The organism is Chryseobacterium hilariae, from assembly GCF_051400735.1.
GTDB lineage: Bacteria > Bacteroidota > Bacteroidia > Flavobacteriales > Weeksellaceae > Chryseobacterium.
In genome coordinates this window covers 260,021-282,341 of record NZ_JBLFFJ010000004.1, presented here as the reverse complement: position 1 = coordinate 282,341, position 22,321 = coordinate 260,021, and the positions used below count along the sequence as shown (strand labels likewise).

The window sequence follows — 22,321 nt, the reverse complement described above, 5'->3', positions numbered from 1 at the left end:
GAATCCGCTTTGCTTGTCAATGGTCAATTTCTTATGAATCTTTATTCACTTTTCACAATTGACAATTCACTTATTCGCTTTTACACTTTAATTCCGGTTCTCATTTTTGCACTTCTTGCTCGAGAGTTTTCTTCAATCTCCTTATCATCCGGGATGATCGCTTTACTTTTAAGCAATTCGAATACCTTTTTATAGTTTCCGTAGATATCTCTCTGCTGCTCTCCTTCAAACATTCCATTCTTCAGGAATCTTTTTACCAAACGGTCTTCTAATGAATGATAAGAAATCACAACAAGTCTTCCTTCCGGTCTTAAAACATTGAGGGCCTGAACAAGCATTTCTTTCAGAGCTTCAAGTTCCTGGTTAACTTCTATTCTTATTGCCTGGAAAAGCTGGGCATAGAATTTATTAACCTTATGAGGAGGAAGGTAGCTGAATAGCTTTTTCAGATCTTCTGTCGTTGTAATGGTTTTTGTTTTTCTGTGATGAACAATATCTCTTGCCAGCTTTCTTGCTTCTCTAAGTTCACCATAGTGATAAAAGATATCGGCAAGCTCTGTTTCTTCATATTCATTGATCACTCTTTTGGCATCAAGACTCTGCATGATGTTCATTCTCATATCCAGAGGAGCATTGTTTCTTGTAGAAAAACCCCTTTCTGCCTCATCAAACTGATGGGATGAAACACCAAGGTCTGCCAGCACTCCGTCTACCTGGGAAACACCATACATCAGCATAGAGTTTTCCAAAAACCTGAAATTCTGATTTACCAGCGTAAATCTGGGGTCATCAATTGTATTTTTAAGAGCATCCAGATCCTGGTCGAAACTGAAAAGTTTTCCTTTTTCTGAAAGTCTACTCAAAATCTCTCTTGAGTGGCCTCCTCCTCCAAAAGTGCAGTCCACGTATATTCCGTCAGGATTCGTCACCAAATCATCAACGCTCTGCTTCAATAAAACGGGGTTGTGGTACATACTTAATTGTGTTTTTACTTGCTTTTTACACCAAGTGTTGTTTATTCTTCATCGAAAGAGCCCATTACATCTTCGGCCAGGCTCGCAAAATCCGCTTCGTTGGTAGAAATCACCTTTTCATAGGCTTCTTTATCCCAAATTTCAAAAAGCTCTCCTGCGCTGGTAATTACAGTGTCTTTCTGAAGGTTTGCAAAATGAACCAGATCTTTTGAAATCTGAAGCCTTCCCGCATTGTCCAACTCTACTGTTTTTACCCCTGCCGTAAACATTCGAATGAAATCAGCATTCTTTTTAATGAATCTGTTTAGCTTATTAATTTTGCCCATCAGTTTGTCCCATGCATTCATAGGGTAGACTTCGAGACAAGGTTGGAACACAGATCTCTTGACTACAAACGCCTTATCGTCGAAGTTTTCCATCTGTTTGATCAGGGAGGAGGGAACTTTTAAACGGCCTTTGTCGTCAATTTTACACTCATATGTTCCAATGAAACTTTTCATTTGGGACAAATTTATATAATAATTTCCAAAATTTCCCACTTTTTCCCACTTTTTGACTTAATGTTAATAAGTTTTATTAAAGATTCAATTTGAAATGGGTAAGTTATTGATATGTTGCCTGTTGTAAAACTTGTTATTTAAGCCATAATAAAGAGGTTGTGAAAAAAATAAAGAAAAAGGATGATATTATATTATTTTTACTTTAAATTAGGGTAATCAAAATTTTTTTGAGGTTTAATTTGTATTTTTGCAGAGCTTTATTAAGGCATTTTATGATATTTAGTACAAAAAAAGAAAAGAAATATACTTTTGTAGAGGCGGGAGAAGGACATCCATTGGTGCTGTTGCACGGTTTAATGGGTGGTTTGAGTAATTTCGATAAGATGGTAGATTTTTTTTCGGAAAAGGGATTCAGGGTATATGTTCCCCAGTTGCCTATCTATGATCTGCCGGTACTCAATACTAATCTTACTACTATTGCCAAATATATTATCAAGTTTATAGAAAGTCATATTTCCGGGCCTGTTACTATTGTAGGAAACTCTATGGGAGGACATGTGGGGCTTATTCTGACTTTGGCAAGACCGGATCTGGTGAAAAATCTTGTACTAACAGGAAGCTCCGGATTGTATGAAAGAACTTTTGGGGACAGTTTCCCAAGAAAAAATGACCGCTCCTATATCAGGAAGAAAACGGAAGAGGTTTTTTATGATCCTGCTATCGCCACAGAAGATCTTGTAGACGAAGTTTTTTCTGTAGTAAATGACAGAATGAAAGGAATTAAAACAGTAATGCTGGCAAGAAGCGCAATCAAACATAATATGTTGAACGATCTTCCTAAGATTACCACACCAACGTGTCTGATCTGGGGGAGACAGGATAATGTAACGCCTCCTGAGGTGGCAGAAGATATGCACAAGTTTATTCCAAATTCGGATCTCTTCTGGATCGAGAAATGCGGACATGCTGCGATGATGGAGAAGCCGGACGAGTTCAATGAAATTCTCTACAGCTGGTTAAAAGACAAAGTTTAAAACAAATAAATGATAAACCATTAAGAGCTTTTCTTAATGGTTTGTTTTTCTAAAAATATTCGAGAGATGGTTATTAAAACAGCAAATTTTGTAAAGAGTAGCGGAAAATGGCAGGAATGCCCTGAGCCGACTATGCCTGAATATGCTTTTATCGGAAGGTCTAATGTCGGAAAATCATCATTAATCAACGCGATAATGAATCACAAAGATCTGGCAAAAACTTCCGGAACTCCGGGAAAAACTCAGCTGATCAATCATTTTTTAGTAAATGAAGACTGGTATCTGACGGATTTGCCGGGTTATGGATATGCAAAGGTTTCAAAATCTATAAGAAAGGATTTTGAGAAGCTGATCACCAACTATATCTTAAACAGAAGAAACCTGGTGAATCTTTTCGTTTTGGTAGATTCACGGCATACTCCGCAAAAAATAGATCTGGAATTTATCCAGTGGTGCGGAGAAAGCGGGATTCCTTTTTCAATTGTTTTCACGAAAGTTGATAAGCTGAAACCGAATGTTGCAATACAAAATGTAGAAAACTATAAAAACGAGCTGCACAAAACCTGGGATGATTTGCCCGAACTGTATGTAACTTCTGCGGAAAAGAAAACGGGTGGTGATGAAATTCTGAACTTCATTCAGAAAACGAATGAATTCTTGAAAAATAATAATGTAAGTTTTGATGAGTAATATAATCTGGAAAATTAAAACCTTCGATGAGTTTACGGTTCCTGAGCTGTATGCTGTTTTAAAGGCCCGTATTGATGTTTTTGTGATCGAACAGAACTGTCCTTATCCTGATCTGGATAATTACGACCAGAAGGGAATTCATATCTGGGCTGAAGAAGATGGACAGATTCTTGCGTACTGCCGTGTTTTTGACAAAGGAATAAAGTATGATGAAACTTCTCTTGGGAGAGTTCTTACAACAGAACAGGCGAGAGGCAAAAACCTGGGGCGACAGCTGATTAAGTATGCTGTAGAAACAATAGAAAACCGTTTCCATACTTCAGAGATCAAGATTTCGGCACAGGATTATTTATTAAGGTTTTACTCCGAATTCGGATTTGTAGATACCGGGAAAAAATACCAGGAAGATGATATTCCACATACGGAAATGATAAGAAAATAGAAAAGCGAAGAGAAATCTTCGCTTTTTTGTGGTGTGAACTTAATTACACCCGGAGCAGTATGACCTGTCAACATATTGCTTACTACTTCCGGTATAATAATAACAGCCCCCTCGTGATCCTACGTAAAGCTTATTTCCGTTATAAGTACAGCCTCCACTTTGCGAGTAAAAAGACTTTGATCTTTTAGAATCTGAGCTTTTACTGGATTTACTCTTCTTTGTTTTTTTCTTCTGTTTTTTTGATGCTAATTCTATTTTGGAAACCGTACTGTTTACTGTTGCTGTGAAGCCTGCCGGAAGAAGTAAACCTGTAGCCAAGAGGGTAGTGAATAGTAGTTTTTTCATGGTTGTAGGGTTTATATGATAATAGTTTTCATGGTTATGAGGTTTAGTAATTCTCTAATGTTTTAATCAGCTGATCTCTGAAATTGTATATTTCATCAAGATTGTTCAACAGTATCTTTTCACCTGCGTCTTTTCCATTGTGAAAGGTTTCAATATATTTATTAGCCGTGTTGAAATGAAATCTGCAAAGCGGCTTTCTGTTATTATCATCAAGTAAAACCCCAAAATAGGAAAGCGTATCTCTGTAAGCAATTCTGCTGGAAGGAACTTTTTCTCTTAAAATGGCTTTTGCGATTTGAAAAGCTTCTAATTCTTCTTCTGTAGTAACAATTTTGGAATCATTATTTTCATCAATAGGAGTAGCTGTTTTTACAGGTTCTTCCTGTTTTTCAATCTGTTCATTAATGCTTAATGCAGATTTTAGTCTAAAGCTTATAGATTCGTTGATAGAAAGAGTCAAGGCTTTTTTCGTATATTCTTTAAAAGAAACCATTCTGCTTGCTGTCATGGGCTTTTCGAAGAATCTTCCAACCAATAGTTTTACCATTTCATCAGAGGGATCTTCGATTTCCTTTTCAAATTCTTTTCGGATGGCTTTTATGTATTTCAATGCTTCTGCAGAATCCAGTATATTTTCCAGATTGTAATCATTTTTTGTAAAGCTCTCCAATATCTTGATGGAACTGTCTTTCAGATCTTCAATATTGATGGTAAAAAATGGTTTTTCATCCATAATATTGGGTTTTTCCAGATCTGTATAAAAATTGTAAACAATTCCATTAGTCAAAATCCCAAATCTTGACTTTGAGACATGATAATATCTGTGCAACTGGGAGTTATGAGCATCTGCGCTTTCTTTCCAGTGTTTGCATTCGATGATTAGAATAGGATCGTCATTTTTCCTTATCACATAATCTACTTTTTCTCCTTTTTTGGTTCCAATATCACAAATGTGCTCAGGAATTACTTCGGTGGGATTGAAAATATCATAGCCTAAGATTTGTATAAAAGGCATGACAAAGGCGTTTTTGGTGGCTTCTTCAGTGTTGATCTGTTCTTTTAACCCAACAACTTTCTGATGCAGCTGTTCTAATTTTAGTTTGAGATCCATAGGTCAGATGATGTTTAAATTCTTCTCCAAAAATATCTCGTAAAAAAAAGGTTTCCTTACGGTAATCCGTAAAATGAAAAACCTTTCAAAGAATTTAAAAGGTTTGTATCTGAATATTGTAAGATCATTCTGCTATATAATGATGGTGCGTCTAGCCGAAATTTTATCATTCGGGGATGAATCCCATGCCAATCCTGAAGCAGGCAAAGCTCTTTCTTTGCCCCAGCTTCTAATTGCTTCAATTCTTTCAGGGCTGGTTTTGCTCAACGGGACAATATTTTGGAAGCACCTTTCATAGAGTTCATCGGAGATAAAAGAATCTCCATTGATTACAGCCTGTATAGCAACATCTCTCACGGCTCCTTCTAGATCCGATCCTGCGAAGCCCACCGAAATGACTGTCAGCTTTTCAAAAGTTGAAGAAGAAGGTGGTGGTAAAAGATTTTTTTTAAGATAAAGATTGATAATATCCGCTCTTTCCGACTCCTGGGGAAGGTCTACAAAGAAAAGTTCATCGAATCTGCCTTTCCTAAGCAGTTCTGGAGGTAGTTTTGTCACATCATTGGCTGTTGCTACCACAAAAACTTTTTCGGTGCTTTCCTGCAGCCAGAATAGAAACTGACCAATCATTCTTGTTGTCACTCCCGATGAATCGTTGGCATTGGCGGCTAATCCTTTTTCAATTTCATCAATCCATAAAATACAAGGAGCTGCATTGTCTGCCGATTCAAATGCTTCTTTTAATCTGTTTTCAGACTGTCCCACATACATTCCCTGGATGGATGCAAAATCTAAACGGTACAACGGAAGATTCCATGTAGCAGCGATGAATTTTGCAGACAAAGATTTCCCACAGCCCGGAACTCCCACTAATAATACGCCTCTCGGCGGACGAAGTTTTCTTGACTTTAAATCAGCAGTTAACAGCTGTTTCTGATTATCGAGCCACTGATGTAAGCCGCTAAGCCCCCCCACAGATATCAGAGATGGGTCTACTTTTACCTTTTCGAGACCGGAAATATCGCTGAAGAGCTTATCTTTTTCCATGCTCAGACTTTTGATATCATCTTTTGTAAGAGAACCTTTTGCCATTTGAGTTGCCAGAACATTTTCAGCTTCTATTTTGGTCATATTGGCTAAAATAGTTGCTGCCATTTTCAGGTCATTTTCATCCCAGTCAATAGGGATGGAACCTTTATAGGGAACTACACAGTCCTTGACGACGGTCAGCATTTCTTCTTCGTTAGGAGGATCTAACGTAAGGGTCATTCCTAAACGCTGCAACTGTGACCAGACACCTTTTGTGGAGATAATGCAGATACTTCCGCCTTTTTCAATAGCTTGGACCACGCAATCATAAATATGTCTGGATACGATATTATCATCCTCAATATCACTTACTTCCGTGAAAATAAAAGTAAGGTTTTGTCTTTGTGAATTATTCTGAACGGCAAAATCGATTCCGCCGGCAACGGAACGGTCATCGTTGACTGTTTTTCTTGTTTTGATATCTATCGTTCCTTGTGATAAACTATGGATATAGATCGGAATATTAATTTCTTCCGACAGTTGCTGTATTATTTCTAGAACTCTCGATCTTTCTATGCTCCGGATTGAGATAAAAGGGATTCTTGCCCGGAACATTCTGGATAAAGAATTTTTAAATTCTTCTTTGTTTGCCATATTTAAAAAATAATTTTTCTTCCTGTTGAGGAATTTGGATTAGGAATTTCTTCAAAAGATTGGTTTTGCTGGAATTCACAGATACTGAATGAATTGATTACCATCAGCAACTTTTCTCTTTCTTGGCTGTCTTTCGGGGTATTGTTCTTTAAATTTTTTTTTAAATCATTTACAAAACCTGTGAAATCTTTCGAAAAGTTTTCCCTCAGTTCAGTTGGAAGGCCTTTTGAATAGATAAATTTTGCCAAAACAGCTAATGTTTTTTTATTATTCTGAAGCAAAAATTCCAATTCTTCAATAGTTTTAATGTGCTGAAGATTAAAATTTCTCTGATATTGGTCCAGCCATATTTTTTTTCGGGCCTTATAGGCTTCTTCGGCTCTTGTATAAAAACGTTCAGCAGTTCCGGCGTCAAGGCGAAAATGCCCAGAATTCATTTCATCCAATACATCTTCACCTTTTCCAAAACGGTCAAAAATATCTGCCCAATCAGCGTAAGTAACAGGTGATTTCATGATTGAGTTTTTATTCTCGGATTAATGAACTGATGAGGAGGAATAATATCCCAATCTGGAAATTTTACTTTTTCTTTTTCCCCTTCGGTTCTTCCCTGGAACAAATTCGGTCTTGGCTGTTGTTCGGGCTTATGGTTTTTATTCTCTTCAGAATTGTTTTTAATATCGTTCATATCTGTAATTATTAGGAAGGTTGTAAAACGGTTCTTGTATTTCTGGATGTACTTGAAAAATCTTCGGGTGTTATGGACATTAAGTTCTGCCTTAAAATTTCAGCTTTTGCATCTTCCAAGGCAAATTCTTTTCTATAATCTACTGTTTCAGCAATGCACCCTCGTAACACTTCCTTAGACTTGTTCTTTCTTTCTGTGATCGTTTCTATTGTTTTTTTCTTTGCTTTTTTATGGCTACTGATAGAGTTCCAAATAATCAACCCACCAATCAAAGTGCCGATTATTCCTATAATTCCAAACTTAAAAATGATTAAACTAACGGCAGAAATTATAATTCCGAAGAAAATTAAAGCGAATGGAAATGTCAGTTTTTTTAATTCATTTTCGAGAAAATCAGTCCAGTACCGATGGTGCTTTTGTAATTGTTCTGTTTCGTCACTTCCATCGGAAGTTGAAGTCTTAAAACCGTCGATAATCAACTCAACATTTTCCTCTATATTATTTCTGTATTTCGCAGTAAAAGTGTCATGAGCTTCTACAATCCAGGGCTGGCTAATGGAAACAGCAAGAGCCTGTGTAGCTTTTGTGGCACCAGTTAATTCAGGATCGAATGCTGCATTCGTCAACATCTGAAGAAAGTCTACTTTTTCGTCAAAAATGTGTTTTTCTTCATTCATTAAAGATTGCGCTGATTTTTTATCTCCATCCTCCTGAATGATAAGCTGATTGAGCCTGACTTCATTTTGCAATGGAAGTTCTTCATCATCAAAATTGGTCACCAGTAAGGAAAGAATTTCATCAAGCTGAATCTTTATAGCTTTAGAATAATCTGTGGTGGTTTGGAAAATATTTTTAAAGTGTATATCTAGTGCATGATGAGATCTTGCCTGGGTTACAGAAATTTTCAGATTGTCCCAATTCGTAGCAAATTCTTCAAGTAACGGGTATTTTTTTGAGGATAAAGAACCTTTTGTTTCAAAAAATTGAGTCCACTGAGCTTTCTGTTTATCAATGTAGCTGTCCGTTTGAGTGAGCTGATCAATCCAGCTCTTGACGTTAGTAATCATTAACTGATGGGAGGCGGGCTGAAAAACTCCGGTTGTGATGGCCTCCAGGATAATGATAAATTCCCTATCCAGGTTGTGTGGGTTCTGATGAAGAAAATATCTGTTCATCCATTGAAAACATGCATTATTTCTTCCTAATCTTCTCGTGACAAGCATAAGAAAAAGAGTTGTTTTGTAATCGTTTCTTTTTAAGCTTTCAGTCAGTGCTTTTTCAGAGATGTCTTTATCATCCCGAATCCAGGACGCAAGTATGACCAAGGCAGGGGCAAGCCAATAATTCGGGGCTTTTATCATAACCTCTTCGGTTGTGTGGCGTAATGTATCATCGCCTATAATTCCTGTATCTACACCCTGGAGAATTCCGGTAGCCATTCTACGGACTTCTGCATAATATCCAAACTTTATCTGAAGGTCCTGTTTCAGATTTCCCTGTCGTGTTTCGGCGAGTTGCAGCGCCTTATGTTTTATATCCGATTCTACAAAATCAGAGAATGAAAGAGCCAGCTGTAATAAATCACTTTTTAGGTGGTCATGTTTTGTATTAAGGCCTCCCAATTCTATATTGACTTCCCGCAAGTCTGTTTTGAGCGAGCTCAAGGCACTATTGATCCTTGAAAGGTCTGCGTATGAAATTACTTTTTGTGACATTGTATTTGATTTTTTATGGTTATAGTCTGGCTGCTGTTCCGTCTTCGCGGATGAGGATGAGCTTATCTTTATATACTTCTACAAAAAGATAAGCGTTGTGTTTAGCGAGGGTTCTTGCTTTTTCAAAATGCTGGGGAAGTGGTTCTCCTATGGTATAATGTTTAATGATTTGCCCGGCACTTAGATCTAAAGTGTGAACTTCATAAGGGTGTCCTAAATAGCATTTAGCCAAAATTCCTACGGGAAGATCAGCGAGCTGAGCGGAACCAAATTCTTCATGAATCTTTGCCATCATTTCTTCCTTTCCTCTTGTTTCAATAAGGAGCTCTGTATCCATTGTTTTAATTAAGTTCAGATATTTCTCCGAACGTTTTTTTAGAATATCTCTATTACTTAAAATTTGATTAGAAGTGGATATGATTTCGGATTTGCCGGTAAGTATTTCATTTTGAAAAATTATTTTCGCCATTGCCTGAGTTTTTAAATTTGATACTAACAAAAATATTGGACAGGGAATAGTTTTCCTTACGGATTCCCGTAAATAGGAAAAGCCTTCCAAAAATTGAAAGGCCTGTCTAGAAAATAAAACAAGGTTAAATAATTCCCAGGTCTTTGCAGAAAGCGACAAGCTGTTCATTGCTCGCTACATTAAGGTTTTCTTTTAAGCTATTGAGCCTTTTTTCCACGCTGCTTAGGCTGTTGGGTTTAATATTATTAGCCTGTAGATAAGTTGGTATATTTTTTTGCAGTACTCCCTGAGAAAGAAGAGAAACGAGTGTAATATCATAAGATGTAAACTCATAACTATTGAGTTTTTTCACTTCCCGTTTAAAATCGAGAGACAGATAACTTTCATTGGCGTAAACGGCTGCAATCGCTTTTTTCAATTCTTTAGAATCATTTCTGGCTTTACGGACAAATCCGTTGATCTTGCAGTCATTAAAAAGGGAGTCTATAATTCCTGATTTATGCTCACCGGAAAAGACAATGACTTTTAATGATGGTTGTAAGTCTCTTACCTCTTCAATCAGTTGTTTTCCATCTTTAATATTCTGTAGGCGGTGGTCTTCTTCATATGAAAGATCAGTGATCAATAAGTCGTAAAGGTCATTTTCCCGAATAGATTTTTGAACTTTTGCTAAAGCATCATCACAATAATATACATAGTCAACATTAGGAATGTTGAGTTCTTCTAATGTTTTTTGGACAGATATGCTGCTGCTTTCGTGGTCTTCGGCTATTAAAATTTTTTTGAACATTCTTTAGGTCTTTTTAAGAAACAGGAAATGAAATATTAATCTTCAATCCTTTTTCGGATTTATTGTCAAAAATAATTTCTCCTTGGATAGCAGCAATACGGGTTCCCGTATTTGTCAGTCCATTTTTGTAGATCATATCACCCGGAATTCCGATTCCATCGTCTGTATATTGGATTTTGACTAAATTATTTATCCTTTCAAATTTAAAAATGACACGTGAAGCCTGACTGTGTTTTTTCATGTTCACAAGCAGTTCACGGATGACCTGATAAATATCTTCAAAGGAGGATTGAGAAATTCCGGCCCATATTTCGTTTTCGTTCCCTACTATATAGGTATCTATCGTTTCATTTTTAAAAGAGGCGATAAGGTTGGATATTCTATCGTTATTGTCCTTTTTATCATGTTCCGGATCAGGTTCTTCGTAGGAAATATCCCTGGACTTCTCATAAACAAATTCCAGCTCATCAAGAGCATTTTCCCTGTCAAAATCTACCTGGTTTTCTATTTTGGTCATGACTTGGTATATACCGTTGGCTACGACGTCATGGACTCTTTTTGAGATTCTTAATTGATCATTTTTTAATTTGATTTCATTCTCCTGCTTAAGCCTGGCTTGTCTTCTACGGTACAAAATAATGATGGCTACGATGGCAACTATTGCGACCGCCAGAGCAGCTTCCTGACGTATCAACTGATTTTCCTTTTGAGCCTGATCAACTTTTAGCCGTTGGTTTTCTGTTTCTTTCTTCTCACTGTCGTATTTAATATAGGCAAAACGGTTTCTATTTGCATTTTTGTAATTTTGAATACTGTCTGAAAGTGTTTTATATTTTATAAAATTGGAGATAGCGTTAGAAGGTTTGTCAACAAAAGAAATTCTTTCAATAGCTTCCAGGCGATCTTCAGGACTTTTTATTTTTTCTGCTGTGCTAAGCATTTGTTTTGCATAAAACAATGAAGTAGCTGGGTTCGTTTGCTGATAGATCTCTGCTAAATGGGAATAACTTGAATTTGCGCCCCAGTTGTCATCTTGCTTTAACTTTTGTATTAATAATTTTTTGAATTCTGTATGAGCTGGATAATTTTTATCCTGAAGCCACCGAGTATAAACAATATTCTCTTTAATTCTATTTTGGAGATTGATATCTTTTATTTTTAATAGATCGATACTTTGTAAGGCTTTTAATGCTGAAGAGTATTGGCCTTGTCGGTACTCTGATGCTGCTTTATTATTAAGAATAGTATATTTCTTTTCAATAGATTCATTTTTTTCCGCAAGTGCTTTATTATACCATTCTGTAGCTGACGAGTATTCTTTTTGATCATATTTTATGTCTCCCAGGGTATTATATACAGAGTAGAGACTTTCGTCACCTTCTTTCATAAAATTGAGAGCATCCACTAAAGTTGTTTCAGCACCGAATATATCGCCGGTATATTTTTGGGCAATTGCCTGACAGATTAAACTCTTAGAGATATTGGAAGAATCTTTTGTCTTATAATAATAGTTTAGTGCCTGCTGAAATTTTGAATAAGCCTCAAGATTATTTTTAAGGAGCAAGTTTGTCCCTTCATTATATAATTTATCTGCCTTTGCTAGATAATCTGTTTCCGTTTTTTCTTTACAAGAAACAAGAATGATTAGTAAAAATAATAGAGATCGTATCATATTACTAATATAAAAAAACCGTTCTAAAAAAGAACGGTCTTGTTTTTCCTATTTTTTGGGTGGAAGAACAGGTCCTGTATCACCTCCGGTATCCCCCGGATCCAAACCTTCTCCCGGATCTGTCAACTGAACTGTTATCTGTTCCTGATTATTACTATTATCTGATGTCGTGTTTGCATTGTTATTTGAAAATGCTAATCCCAGTAGCATCAATATTAATTCTAACATTGTTTTAAAAATTTAAAATTTGGCATTAGTGTTCTTCCCCACGAAACAGATCGTAAGCAGTGTTACACGGATAAAAATTTCGAAGCGCTTCTTAAATTTTTGGGAAGTAAACCTTCAAAAACGGAGGAGAAACATCTGCTTCCCAACCCGGAGTTTTCCTCCGTTTTATCTGGTGAGTTTTGAAATCAGTTTCGTATTTTTGTTTTCTAATGTTTTGTTTGTCACTGATTTCTGAAGCAAAGGTGCGACAAATGATGACGCATGTGTTAGACAAAACATGGACATCGATAGACAGGATATGGACAGGAACTTCATTGCGGAAACCCGTAATGCGACATGATCGAAAATCACCTATTTTGTAATTGCCTTTAAAAACTAATTATGTCCAAAATAAAACTACTAATTCATGAGGTTTTCAAGCAGGGGGGAATTGATTCAGGGAAAAATAAAAAAAATGGGATTGCCCTTTTTTTAAGTGTGCATTTAGAGGAAGCTCTGAATTTGGATATTGATGAGAGAACTCTTGTTAGATATTATGATGCCTATATTGCCGGAACCAGGAATGAAATAAACATTGAACCCTATAAGTTGGATAAGCTAAGCAAGTATGTTGGGTATGATAATTTTGCACATTTTTCCAGAACCTATGTTAAAAGAGATGATGATGCCAATAAAACAACGGTAAAGATTAATATTGATGAAGACGAAGAATCAATAACAGATAGGTTTTCAAAACTAATTATCAATATTACCAATGAACAGCATTTCAAAATGCCTGAATTTATGAAGCAAAATGGCTTGGGTATTATGGAAATTGCATTGCTGGTATGCCTTGTCACTGGAAATATTGTATTCTCCAACAACAAGAAAATTAATAACGGATCTCTTACCTTAGGCTTAATAGCAGGGATGAAACCTGATGATGAAAAGAAATATATGTATTGGGATGGGGAAAGGTATGTTGCAACAGATAGTAGTTATATAAGACCCGGACTTGATGTTGTAGCCATGAATAAGCATCAATTTCAGCATTTTAAAAAGATTATGAGAAAAGATACTCTTACCGACCAGAATGCTCTTGGCAGGACGTGGTATTCAAAGTATTATAATGAAGTTGAGTTTTTTACGGACGATGGAATAGATCCGGATAACGGAAGAGAATTACGAAAATCAACGTCTCTTATTATTTATAAATATGCCGGCAAACAAAAAGATTCTATAGAAGCAGAAGAATAAATTTTCATACAAAAAAAAGCGAACATCAAAAGATATTCGCTTTATATTTTTTACGCTTCATTCAGCATTCCCAGTTCTCCGAAATGTTTTTTGAATTTCTGGATTTTCGGACCTACTACTGCGCTGCAGTATGGCTGTGTGGGATTTTCGTTATAATAACCCTGGTGATACTGTTCTGCAGGCCAAAACTTCTCGAACTGCGTTACTTCTGTTACATATTTTCCTGGCCATTTTCCTGATTCTTCAGATTTTTTAAGGGCTTCCTCGGCTTTAGCTTTTTCCGCATCATCTTTATAATAAATAACGGAACGGTATTGTGTTCCGATATCATTACCCTGTCTGTTCAGCTGGGTAGGATCGTGAAGGAAGAAAAAGACATCCATCAGCTGTGCATAAGAAATGATTTTAGGGTCAAAAGTAATCTGTACCACTTCAGCGTGTCCCGTTTCTCCCGTACACACTTCTTCATAAGTTGGATTGTCTTTGTGGCCTCCTGAATATCCGGAGATAGCAGATTGCACGCCTTTAAGCATATTGAAACAGCTTTCCACGCACCAGAAGCATCCGCCGCCGAAAGTGATCTGTTCTAAATTATTATTATCCATTATTTTTTAATTATTTATTTGCCGGTTTCTTCTCTCTGCATTTGCAGAAAATGAGTAAAAAACCAATCAAAAATAAGAAAACTTTTTCATTTCGGATGATAAACAGAATGATTTAAAACAAAATTGATAGCATGTTTTAATGATTGATGAAACGATAAATTGAAAGATATTACACAAAATAATTCTGTGGGATCTGTGGAAAAATCAATTAAGTATGTTGTTTAAAAACAAAAAAGCATCCCCAAAAGGACGCTTCTATTATTTTAATGCTGTTTCAGTTATTTTTCCCAAACTAAAGCACTTGCTCCAAGAATGGCAGCATCTGCTTCATCAAGTTCACTGAAAACCAGTTTCACTTTATTTCTGAAGATCGGAAGAAGATTTCTTTCCATATGAAGTTTGGCAGGCTTCAAAATAAAATCACCGGCTTTGATCACGCCGCCGAATAAAAGAATGGCTTCCGGTGAAGAAAACATGACGAAATTCGCCAAAGCTTCACCCAGTTTCTGTCCCGTATATCTGAAAACCTCAATAGAAATCGGGTCACCTTTTATGGCGCATTCATGTACCGTTTTTGAGTTAATGGATTCTTCCGGATATTGGCTCAGCATAGATTCAGGAAATTCAGCCCTCATTTTTTTTGCGGTGATGGCAATTCCCGTGGCTGATGCATAAGCTTCCAGGCTTCCTTCGGATCCCGTGCTCCAGTGCTTTCTTCCGCCAGGTTTTACGATGGTATGGCCAAGTTCACCTGCAAAACCGTCATGTCCGTAAATCAGGCTTCCATTAGAAATGATTCCACTGCCTACACCTGTTCCCAGAGTGATCATAATGAAATCCTTCATACCACGGGCTGCACCGAAAAGCATTTCTCCAAGAGCTGCTGCATTGGCATCATTAGTAATGGTACATGGCAGGCTGAATTTGGCTTTCATCAGCTCGCTGAAAGGGATCAGTCCCTTCCAGGGTAAGTTGGGAGCCTGTTCGATGGTTCCTTTATAATAGTTGGCATTAGGAGCGCCTACCCCAATTCCGTCAAAGTTTTTTTCTGTACCGTATTTTTCGATCAGGGGCTGAACCTGTTCATACAAAGCATCGATAAAGTCTTCCACTTTTTCGTATTCATCAGTTCTCAGACTTCCTTTTTCCAGAACTTCACCGCGATGGTTTACTACTCCGAACTTTGTATTCGTCCCGCCGATATCAATTCCTAGAGCAACTTGTTTTGATAAATCTATTAATGACATTTCCTGTTTTATAAATTCTAAAGGGTTAAAATTATAAAAAAGATTGTATTAATGAATTATTAACAAACTTTTATTTGAAAAACTTTTAAGCAGCTTTTATCGCTTTCTTTTTTCTTCTTCCCCACCAAATCATAAATCCGGTGACAGGCAAGGAAGCACACAGGAGGCTGACAATAAATGCAATGATCTTTGTAGGAAGCCCTAAAATTGCCCCGACATGAATATCATAATTGGCTGCTACTGCTTTTTCCCCGAAGTTTTTGTCCTTAGGATCGTGGGTGTGGAGCAGTTCACCGGAGTTTTCATCAAAGATCAGGCTGCTGCTTTTGTGATAAGAATAAGAAAGATGCTTTACAAACACTTCAAAATTAGGATGCTCATGATCATCCATATGCTCATGGCCAAGGTCAATCGCAAAGCCGAAAGCATCAGGATATTTTTGCTGTACAGTATTAATGACTTTGTCGAGCGTTCCTTCTGTTCTTAATTCTATCGGAGCCTTTGTTTTAATATGGGAGAAATCCGGATATTTTGTTTCTCCGCCGGAGAATATCACGTAGATCATAGCCTGTACAACAAAAAAGGCGTAAAAAAGTCCTGTAATTGCAAAGATCAGAGCGAAGATGGAGGAATAAAAGCCGAGCACATTATGGAGGTCATAATTCTTTCTTTTCCAGCTTTTAATGTTTTTCCATTTAAAAGAAAAACGTTGCTTTCTGGCTGCTTTATTTTTAGGCCACCAGAGAACAATTCCTGTAATAAGCATGATAATAAATATGATAACAGGAATTCCCACTACATAAGTTCCCCAATCCTGCTTCAGTAAAAAGCTCCAGTGGATCATTTTTACAATATTAAAGAATCCGTTCTTTTCATCATATGTTCTGAGGACTTTTCCCGTATAAGGATTTACATAAGCCGCTTTATAGATCGGAAACTCATCAAAATAATTCCAGGTATCCGTATTATGCTCGTACCAATAAAATATGTATGACATTTTTTTATCGATAGGGACGTTTACCCAATGGATAGGATACTTTTCTTTTACCTGTTCGGCAACAGATTTTTCTATTACTCTGATGGGGAGAACCTGCTTTTGTGCTATATTCTGTTCGTTGTGGTAGATTACATCCTTTCTGGTGAGGTTTTCTATTTCGTCTTTGAAAACATAAAGTGCCCCTGTAATGGAAATGATAAAAATCAAAAAGCCAATTCCCAGACCCAGCCACAGGTGCAGCTTGGCTGACCATTTTTTGAAAAAGCCCGGTTTTTTCTTATGATGATGTTTTTTTCTCATATCGCAGTTCAAAGTATCACAAAGATAAATTTATCTTTTTATTTAGTTTAATTAAAATTTATATTCAAGCATCAGAGTACCTCTTCTCCCCAGGGAATTCACGAATTCGCTGTCACGGGCTGACCACCATGCAATGGCTGGCTGATACATTTTGTTGAACAGATTTTCAATACCTAAAGAAACTCTCCAGTTTGTATTGATTTCGTAGCTCGATTTAAAATTAAAAACAGTGTATTCGGGAACATAACCTTCTCCGTACACAAATAATCCGGTTTTTGCATTTGGCTGAAATCTGTCCTGCTCAAAGGCATGCAGCATGTCAAAACCAATTGATAGAGTTTGTATAGGTCTTGCCTGAATGTAAGCAAGTACTTTGGGCGCAGAAATCCGGCTGTTATTGATTTTTGCTGAATAATCTCCGTCGTCTTTAATAGAGGTAATTCCTTCCATCCAGCTGTAGCTTCCTCCGAAATTGATCCATTTTGCAGGGGTAAAATGCAGGAATCCCTCCACACCGTAAACAATTTCCGGCGACCTCTGTATGGTTAATGCCCGGTCTGCGCTCTGTACAAATGAAGCCCCCAGTTTTGAAGTGCTTACATAAGAGGTGATTTCGTAGTTGACCCATTTTGAAATCTGTCCTGTAGCACCGAATTCATAATTATTGACAATGATAGGCTTGGTTTCAAGATTTTGAATGGTTCCCTGGGTAGATGTTCTCAGAATTCTTCCCAGCTCATTGATAGAGTAGGACTGTGAAAAGCTTCCGAACAGGTTAACGAAAGGTTCAATATTGTAACGTACTCCTAAATTGGCCACTAATGCATTATACTTTAGTTTTCCACCTGTGACAAAAATACTTGTTGTGAAAGTACCATCACTTTTTATTGAAGAAAGGGTATTGAAATCTCCCACTTTAACGTTCATGTTTTCGTAGCGAAGACCTCCTTTAATGGTTAATTTTTTCAGTAAGTCAATTTTAACCAACACAAAAGGAGCCAGGTTGGTCATATTCATGTCCGGTGTCCAGTAACGCCCATCTTCAAGCTTCTGAACGGTCTGGTCATTAAGGATATCCATTCCATACATCACTTCAGTCTGTGAGTTTTGAGTGTTCCAGAGCTTTGTATCAAAGTTGAATCTGGCGCCATACTTTTTGGAAATCACATTAGATTGTCCACCACCGAAGAATGTATCGCTGTATCCGTATACCGTCCTGAAATCCTGCATATAAGCATTGAAATTCAATGAAGTGGTTCCTCCGAAAAGATTCTGGTTATCATAATTAATTCTGAAATTGTGGTTTCTAGGTGTTCCCTGAGGAGTGGTTTCAAGATTTTTTCCTACGCCTTCGCCAATGGTTGGCTTAAAACCGTATTTTCCGGTTACCAGACCTAAGTTAAGATCAGACCTTGACGAATATCCAATGTAAGAAGCTTCAATTCTCTGGTCATTGTTGATATTGTACCCTAGTTTGAGCATTCCGTTATAGTTATCCATTTTTGCAGTGCTGTAGGTAGGAGTAAGGTTTGCTCCGTCGGCATCTTTCATATAGCCTGTTCTTTCATAAGCAAGAGAGAAAACATAATCAAATTTATTCACCTTTCCGGATAGCAGCTGGCTGGCCCTTACTCCTAAGGTTCCTCCATACGTCTGGGCAGTAAAACCAACCTGGGTAAGTCCGGAAATTTTTTTATCAGATTTGCTTCTTCTGGTGATGTAGTTGATGATTCCTCCATCTGCTCCGTTTCCGTAGATAGAAGAGGCTCCTTTGATCACTTCAATTCTTTCAATAACAGAAGGATCAATGCTTCTGATGTCTCTTGCGCCATTCCTTAGTGGTGTAGACTGAGGAATCCCGTCAATAAGGACAAGAACCTGACGGCCTCTTAAAGTCTGGCCTGTATTGGAGGTCTGGCCGGAGTTGGTTCCTAAACTGGGAACCGTATACTGAAGAATGCTGGTGATATCTGAATTGACGGTAAGCTGAGACTGTATCTGCTTTTCTGCAACAATCGTTACTGAGCTTGGTATTTCTTTAATACTTTCTTTTTTTCTGGAAGCAGTCATCACAACTTCATCCACATTGTTGGTCTGCAGGCTGTCTTTAACCTGTGCAAAAACTGTTGCCGACCCTAAGCATGCGGCTGATAAAAGCGCTTTTTTCATTATATTTTCTTTCCTTGTTTCTTTTGTTTTCCCCACCATACTAAAAAACCGGTAACGGGGAGTGATGTGCAGATGAGGCCCGTAATGAACCATAGAATTTTCCCGAACAGTCCAAAATAAGATCCTGTGTGGATATCATAGTTGGCATTGGCATATTTTTCTGCATTGCTCAGTTTCTGATGAGGTTTATCTGCAAGAAGTTTCCCTGAATATTTGTCGAAAACCAGCGTATTTCTTTCACTGTATCGTCCTTCTTGTCCGTAGATTGTGACCGGGATATTTTTTAGCTCTTTTCCTTTTTTGTTTTTTCCATTCAGTGGAATTCTGAAGCTGGAAGATGTGGGATAAAGTTTTCTGGCTTCCCGAGCTGTAATATCAAAAACAGATGTGTTTTTGATCATCAGGGAGTCCGGAGATTTAATTTCCTTTTCTTTTGGCAGCTCCAAAGAGCCCGAAAGTGTAAGGTTGAAAGTGTTTTTTACATACGGATAGGCAAAGTAAATTCCTGTAATACTCATCAGCAGTGCCAAGAATGAAGCATAAAAACCTAATACATTATGAAGGTCGTAATTTTTACGTTTCCAGGTCTTCACGTTTTCCCAGCTGAACCAGAAGCGTCCTTTTCTTGCTTTTTTGTTCTTTGGCCACCACAAAATAATTCCCGTGATCAGCATGAAGATAAACAGTACGGTAGGAATTCCCACCACATATTTCCCCCAATCTGATTTTAATAATAAACTCCAGTGAATGGCTTTTAAAATTGGAAAGAGGTCATATTTTTCATTGTATACGGCTAAAATTTTCCCGCTGTACTGATCTACATAGACCAGTTTATTGATCTTAACCTCTTCAAAATAATTCCAGCCATTTTTATTCTTTTCGTAGTAAGAGAAACGGTAGGATTTATTCTGATCTAAAGAAATTTCCACAGCATTTACAGGATATTTTTCATTAAGTTCCAGGCTGACTTTTTCTTTCAGAACATTTATAGAAATTGGAGTTTCCGTAGCTTTCTGCACATACATGGCTTCTTTCCTGAGACTGTTTTGTATTTCATCTTTAAAAACATATAAAGTCCCTGTAAGAGAAACAATGAAAACAATGATACCAACGGACAAACCAAACCACAAATGCAGTTTGGCAGACCATTTCTTTGTAAAAGAAGGTTTCTTTTTATGGTGGTGCTTTTTCTTCATAGAAAAAAGTTAACCTCCGGAGAGACTAACTTTTAATTATTTAAAATTTATATCCGATTGATAGTCTCCAGTTACGTGGAGCATTGTAGATCCATGCATATGAACCGTCATCTGATCTATACCCGCTGTAAAGTTTTCTGTTCAAAACGTTGTTCAGCAATAGATTAACATCAAATTTTCTGGCTACATAAGAAATACCAAAGTTGGTGTCAAAATAATCTTCAAGGCTTTGATCATACTTTGCCGTTGTTCCAAACCAGGACTGTCTCCCTCCCTGATACTGATAACCTGCAGAAATACCGAATCCTTTTAAATTGCCACGTTCAAATCTGTAGCTTAACCAGGTATTCTGTACATTTTTGGCATTTCCGGGAGATTGTACACCTATTCTGCTGGCATCGGTGTCTTTGATTGTTTTGGCATCCGTATAGGCATAATTTACCACAATGTTTAATCCTTTTACGATTTCTCCTTTAATATCAGCTTCAAAACCACGTGATCTTTGTTCTCCCGTTGGAATCATAAAAGCATTTCCATTATTATCATTTGAGTTTCCGGCAACCAAGATGTTTTTTCTTCGAATTTCATACACCGCAAAGGTAGAGTTCCATTTTCCTCCCAACCAGTCTTTTTTTAGTCCCAACTCAATATTCTGTCCTCTGAACGGATCTGTAATTGACGTTCCGCCAATCCCTGTTGCAGACTGTGGTACAAATGTTTTGTCATAAACTCCATAAACTGAGAAGTCTTTCATAATGGAATAGCTTACTGCTACTCTTGGTGTAAATTCACCAGCTGTATCTTTAGGAACTATATTTCCTTCTGAGTAGTAAGGATATCCTGCGAAAGTGGTTCCGCTTGTGTATCTTCCTGCTAGTGTAAGACGAAGTTTATTATTGAACATTTCTATCTGATCCTGTGCATAATATGAGGTGTATTTTACACCTTGGTCATTATAAAAAGGAGCGGAAGAATTTAAAGTGTAAAAGCTGTCTGGAGGCAATGTAGAAGGATCTACGCCATATTGTACATCCTGAATATTAATGGGATAAACCCCGGCATCGTATCCTGAAAAGTCTGCATTGTATTTTCTGTCCCCATAATCAAATCCTGCAATAATTTTGTGAACGATATTTCCTGTATTCAGGGTTCCTCTTAAATAAGTCTGAAATATGTGGTTTTTTCCAACGGCCTGCCAATTACTTAAGGTTCTATTGAATATGTTTTTATCATTAGGATCAAAAGTTCCCCACCATGAGCCACCGTCATAATTCATATCCATGTAGGCATACTGTGTACTCCAAACCCAGTCTTTGAATAATTTCTGATCCAAGGTTAAGAATAAGCTCTGATCTTTTACTTCAGTTTTTTTGAAGTTGGGATCATTAAAATTGGTATGAACATTCAATGAAGCATAACCGTCATTAGACATTAGATATGCCCCCGGCTGGTTGAATTTTAAATATTGATAATTATACTGAGCCGTGAAAGTCGTTGTTTTTGTAGGTCTGAATGTAATAGATGGAGCGATGATTATTTTACTTGTCTTATCATTTTCTGACCATGATTTATTAGAGCTTCCCATTAAGTTTAAACGGTAATCCAAAACACCGTCCTTCACAATAACACCGTCAAGATCAGCTTCACCTCTGAAAAGGTTATAGCTTCCTGTTATAAATCTTACGCTGTTGGCAAACTTTCCGGTTGGTTTTTTTGTTACTACATTATAAAACCCGGCAGGATCACCCATAGATCCCATGAAGCCAGCAGGTCCTTTTACGAATTCTATTCTGTCGATGATAGATGCGTCCGGATTAATTGGTCCCCATGTTGAAGAAACATTCATTCCGTTCATATAAGTCGCAATACTTGCCCCTCTCATGAAAACGTTTGAGTAAACATTGTCCCAATGCTCTACTTTTCTGGCACCACTTACGTTACGGACAATTCCTTCGGACATGTTTAAAGTGATCTGGTCGGACAGAACTTGACCGCTTATAGACTGTACATTCTGCGGTAACTCAATAAGAGGAGTCTGCAGTCTTAATGAACCAGAAACTTCGTTGAGCTTATATTTTTGATAATATCTTCCATTAACAACAACTTCCTCAATATCATTAGATTTAATTGTATCCTTTTCCTGGGAAAAAATCAGGATAGAGCCCAACATTGATGCGCAGATCAGTACATTTTTCATGAATAAGTCAAATTTTCTGCAAATATATTGTTT

At 37.2% G+C, this 22,321-nt stretch carries 22 protein-coding genes; 4 read left to right on the top strand and 18 right to left on the bottom strand.

Annotation, left to right across the window (positions count from 1 at the left end):
- Positions 1–80: 80 nt before the first annotated feature.
- Complete coding sequence (gene rsmH, locus ACMGDK_RS13795) at positions 81–974, bottom strand: 16S rRNA (cytosine(1402)-N(4))-methyltransferase RsmH (RefSeq protein WP_436808490.1); 894 nt, start codon at positions 972–974, stop codon at positions 81–83.
- 41 nt (positions 975–1,015) lie between these two features.
- On the bottom strand, positions 1,016–1,474 hold the full coding sequence (mraZ, locus tag ACMGDK_RS13790; protein ID WP_048501622.1) for a division/cell wall cluster transcriptional repressor MraZ: 459 nt from the start codon (positions 1,472–1,474) through the stop codon (positions 1,016–1,018).
- Positions 1,475–1,746: 272 nt separating this feature from the next.
- On the opposite strand from mraZ, the gene ACMGDK_RS13785 reads away from it, so the two are divergent.
- The 3 genes from ACMGDK_RS13785 (at position 1,747) to ACMGDK_RS13775 (ending at position 3,640) form a co-directional block, all read left to right on the top strand.
- Positions 1,747–2,508, top strand: a complete 762-nt coding sequence (locus ACMGDK_RS13785; RefSeq protein WP_436808489.1) for an alpha/beta fold hydrolase — start codon at positions 1,747–1,749, stop codon at positions 2,506–2,508.
- A gap of 66 nt (positions 2,509–2,574) precedes the next feature.
- Positions 2,575–3,198 carry a ribosome biogenesis GTP-binding protein YihA/YsxC gene (yihA, locus tag ACMGDK_RS13780; RefSeq protein ID WP_436808488.1) on the top strand — a complete coding sequence of 208 codons (624 nt, stop codon included), beginning with the start codon at positions 2,575–2,577 and terminating at the stop codon, positions 3,196–3,198.
- Positions 3,191–3,640: a GNAT family N-acetyltransferase gene (locus ACMGDK_RS13775; protein WP_436808487.1), complete on the top strand. Its 450-nt coding sequence runs from the start codon at positions 3,191–3,193 to the stop codon at positions 3,638–3,640. The genes yihA and ACMGDK_RS13775 overlap by 8 nt, the downstream gene beginning before the upstream one ends.
- A 39-nt stretch (positions 3,641–3,679) precedes the next feature.
- Here the strand turns inward: ACMGDK_RS13775 and ACMGDK_RS13770 are convergent, their stop codons facing one another.
- The 10 genes from ACMGDK_RS13770 to ACMGDK_RS13725 all read right to left on the bottom strand — a co-directional run bounded on the left by ACMGDK_RS13770 (position 3,680) and on the right by ACMGDK_RS13725 (position 12,341).
- Complete coding sequence (locus ACMGDK_RS13770) at positions 3,680–3,985, bottom strand: hypothetical protein (protein ID WP_436808486.1); 306 nt, start codon at positions 3,983–3,985, stop codon at positions 3,680–3,682.
- A gap of 43 nt (positions 3,986–4,028) precedes the next feature.
- The gene (locus tag ACMGDK_RS13765) at positions 4,029–5,096 is read right to left on the bottom strand and encodes a type I restriction endonuclease (RefSeq protein ID WP_436808485.1); all 1,068 of its coding nucleotides are present in this window, start codon (positions 5,094–5,096) and stop codon (positions 4,029–4,031) included.
- 132 nt (positions 5,097–5,228) lie between these two features.
- A complete protein-coding gene (locus ACMGDK_RS13760; protein WP_436808484.1) occupies positions 5,229–6,779 on the bottom strand; it encodes an AAA family ATPase in 1,551 nt (516 codons plus the stop codon).
- Positions 6,780–6,781: 2 nt separating this feature from the next.
- Entirely contained in the window at positions 6,782–7,294 is a 513-nt protein-coding gene (locus ACMGDK_RS13755; RefSeq protein WP_436808483.1) for a hypothetical protein, read from the bottom strand.
- A complete protein-coding gene (locus ACMGDK_RS13750) occupies positions 7,291–7,467 on the bottom strand; it encodes a hypothetical protein (protein WP_436808482.1) in 177 nt (58 codons plus the stop codon). The genes ACMGDK_RS13755 and ACMGDK_RS13750 overlap by 4 nt, the downstream gene beginning before the upstream one ends.
- Before the next feature lie 11 nt (positions 7,468–7,478).
- Entirely contained in the window at positions 7,479–9,182 is a 1,704-nt protein-coding gene (locus ACMGDK_RS13745; RefSeq protein ID WP_436808481.1) for a hypothetical protein, read from the bottom strand.
- 19 nt (positions 9,183–9,201) lie between these two features.
- Positions 9,202–9,651 (bottom strand): hypothetical protein, encoded by a 450-nt coding sequence (locus tag ACMGDK_RS13740; RefSeq protein ID WP_436808480.1) that lies wholly within the window; start codon positions 9,649–9,651, stop codon positions 9,202–9,204.
- A 124-nt stretch (positions 9,652–9,775) separates the two neighbouring features.
- The gene (locus ACMGDK_RS13735; RefSeq protein ID WP_436808479.1) at positions 9,776–10,441 is read right to left on the bottom strand and encodes a response regulator; all 666 of its coding nucleotides are present in this window, start codon (positions 10,439–10,441) and stop codon (positions 9,776–9,778) included.
- Between the two features lie 13 nt (positions 10,442–10,454).
- Positions 10,455–12,113: an ATP-binding protein gene (locus ACMGDK_RS13730; RefSeq protein WP_436808478.1), complete on the bottom strand. Its 1,659-nt coding sequence runs from the start codon at positions 12,111–12,113 to the stop codon at positions 10,455–10,457.
- Positions 12,114–12,161: 48 nt separating this feature from the next.
- Entirely contained in the window at positions 12,162–12,341 is a 180-nt protein-coding gene (locus ACMGDK_RS13725) for a hypothetical protein (RefSeq protein WP_436808477.1), read from the bottom strand.
- A gap of 381 nt (positions 12,342–12,722) precedes the next feature.
- Between ACMGDK_RS13725 and ACMGDK_RS13720 the strand changes: the two genes are divergently transcribed.
- Positions 12,723–13,577, top strand: a complete 855-nt coding sequence (locus ACMGDK_RS13720) for a hypothetical protein (RefSeq protein ID WP_436808476.1) — start codon at positions 12,723–12,725, stop codon at positions 13,575–13,577.
- Positions 13,578–13,627: 50 nt separating this feature from the next.
- Here the strand turns inward: ACMGDK_RS13720 and msrA are convergent, their stop codons facing one another.
- From msrA to ACMGDK_RS13690, 6 genes are all read right to left on the bottom strand, one after another.
- A complete protein-coding gene (gene msrA / locus ACMGDK_RS13715) occupies positions 13,628–14,182 on the bottom strand; it encodes a peptide-methionine (S)-S-oxide reductase MsrA (RefSeq protein WP_436808475.1) in 555 nt (184 codons plus the stop codon).
- A 278-nt stretch (positions 14,183–14,460) separates the two neighbouring features.
- Entirely contained in the window at positions 14,461–15,429 is a 969-nt protein-coding gene (locus tag ACMGDK_RS13710) for an ROK family protein (RefSeq protein ID WP_436808474.1), read from the bottom strand.
- A gap of 85 nt (positions 15,430–15,514) precedes the next feature.
- Positions 15,515–16,726, bottom strand: a complete 1,212-nt coding sequence (locus tag ACMGDK_RS13705; RefSeq protein ID WP_436808473.1) for a PepSY-associated TM helix domain-containing protein — start codon at positions 16,724–16,726, stop codon at positions 15,515–15,517.
- Between the two features lie 51 nt (positions 16,727–16,777).
- Complete coding sequence (locus ACMGDK_RS13700; protein ID WP_436808472.1) at positions 16,778–18,895, bottom strand: TonB-dependent receptor; 2,118 nt, start codon at positions 18,893–18,895, stop codon at positions 16,778–16,780.
- Positions 18,895–20,091 carry a PepSY-associated TM helix domain-containing protein gene (locus ACMGDK_RS13695; protein ID WP_436808471.1) on the bottom strand — a complete coding sequence of 399 codons (1,197 nt, stop codon included), beginning with the start codon at positions 20,089–20,091 and terminating at the stop codon, positions 18,895–18,897. Before ACMGDK_RS13695 ends, ACMGDK_RS13700 begins: the two co-directional genes overlap by 1 nt.
- Positions 20,092–20,131: 40 nt before the next feature.
- Positions 20,132–22,288 (bottom strand): TonB-dependent siderophore receptor, encoded by a 2,157-nt coding sequence (locus tag ACMGDK_RS13690; protein WP_436808470.1) that lies wholly within the window; start codon positions 22,286–22,288, stop codon positions 20,132–20,134.
- Positions 22,289–22,321: the final 33 nt, after the last annotated feature.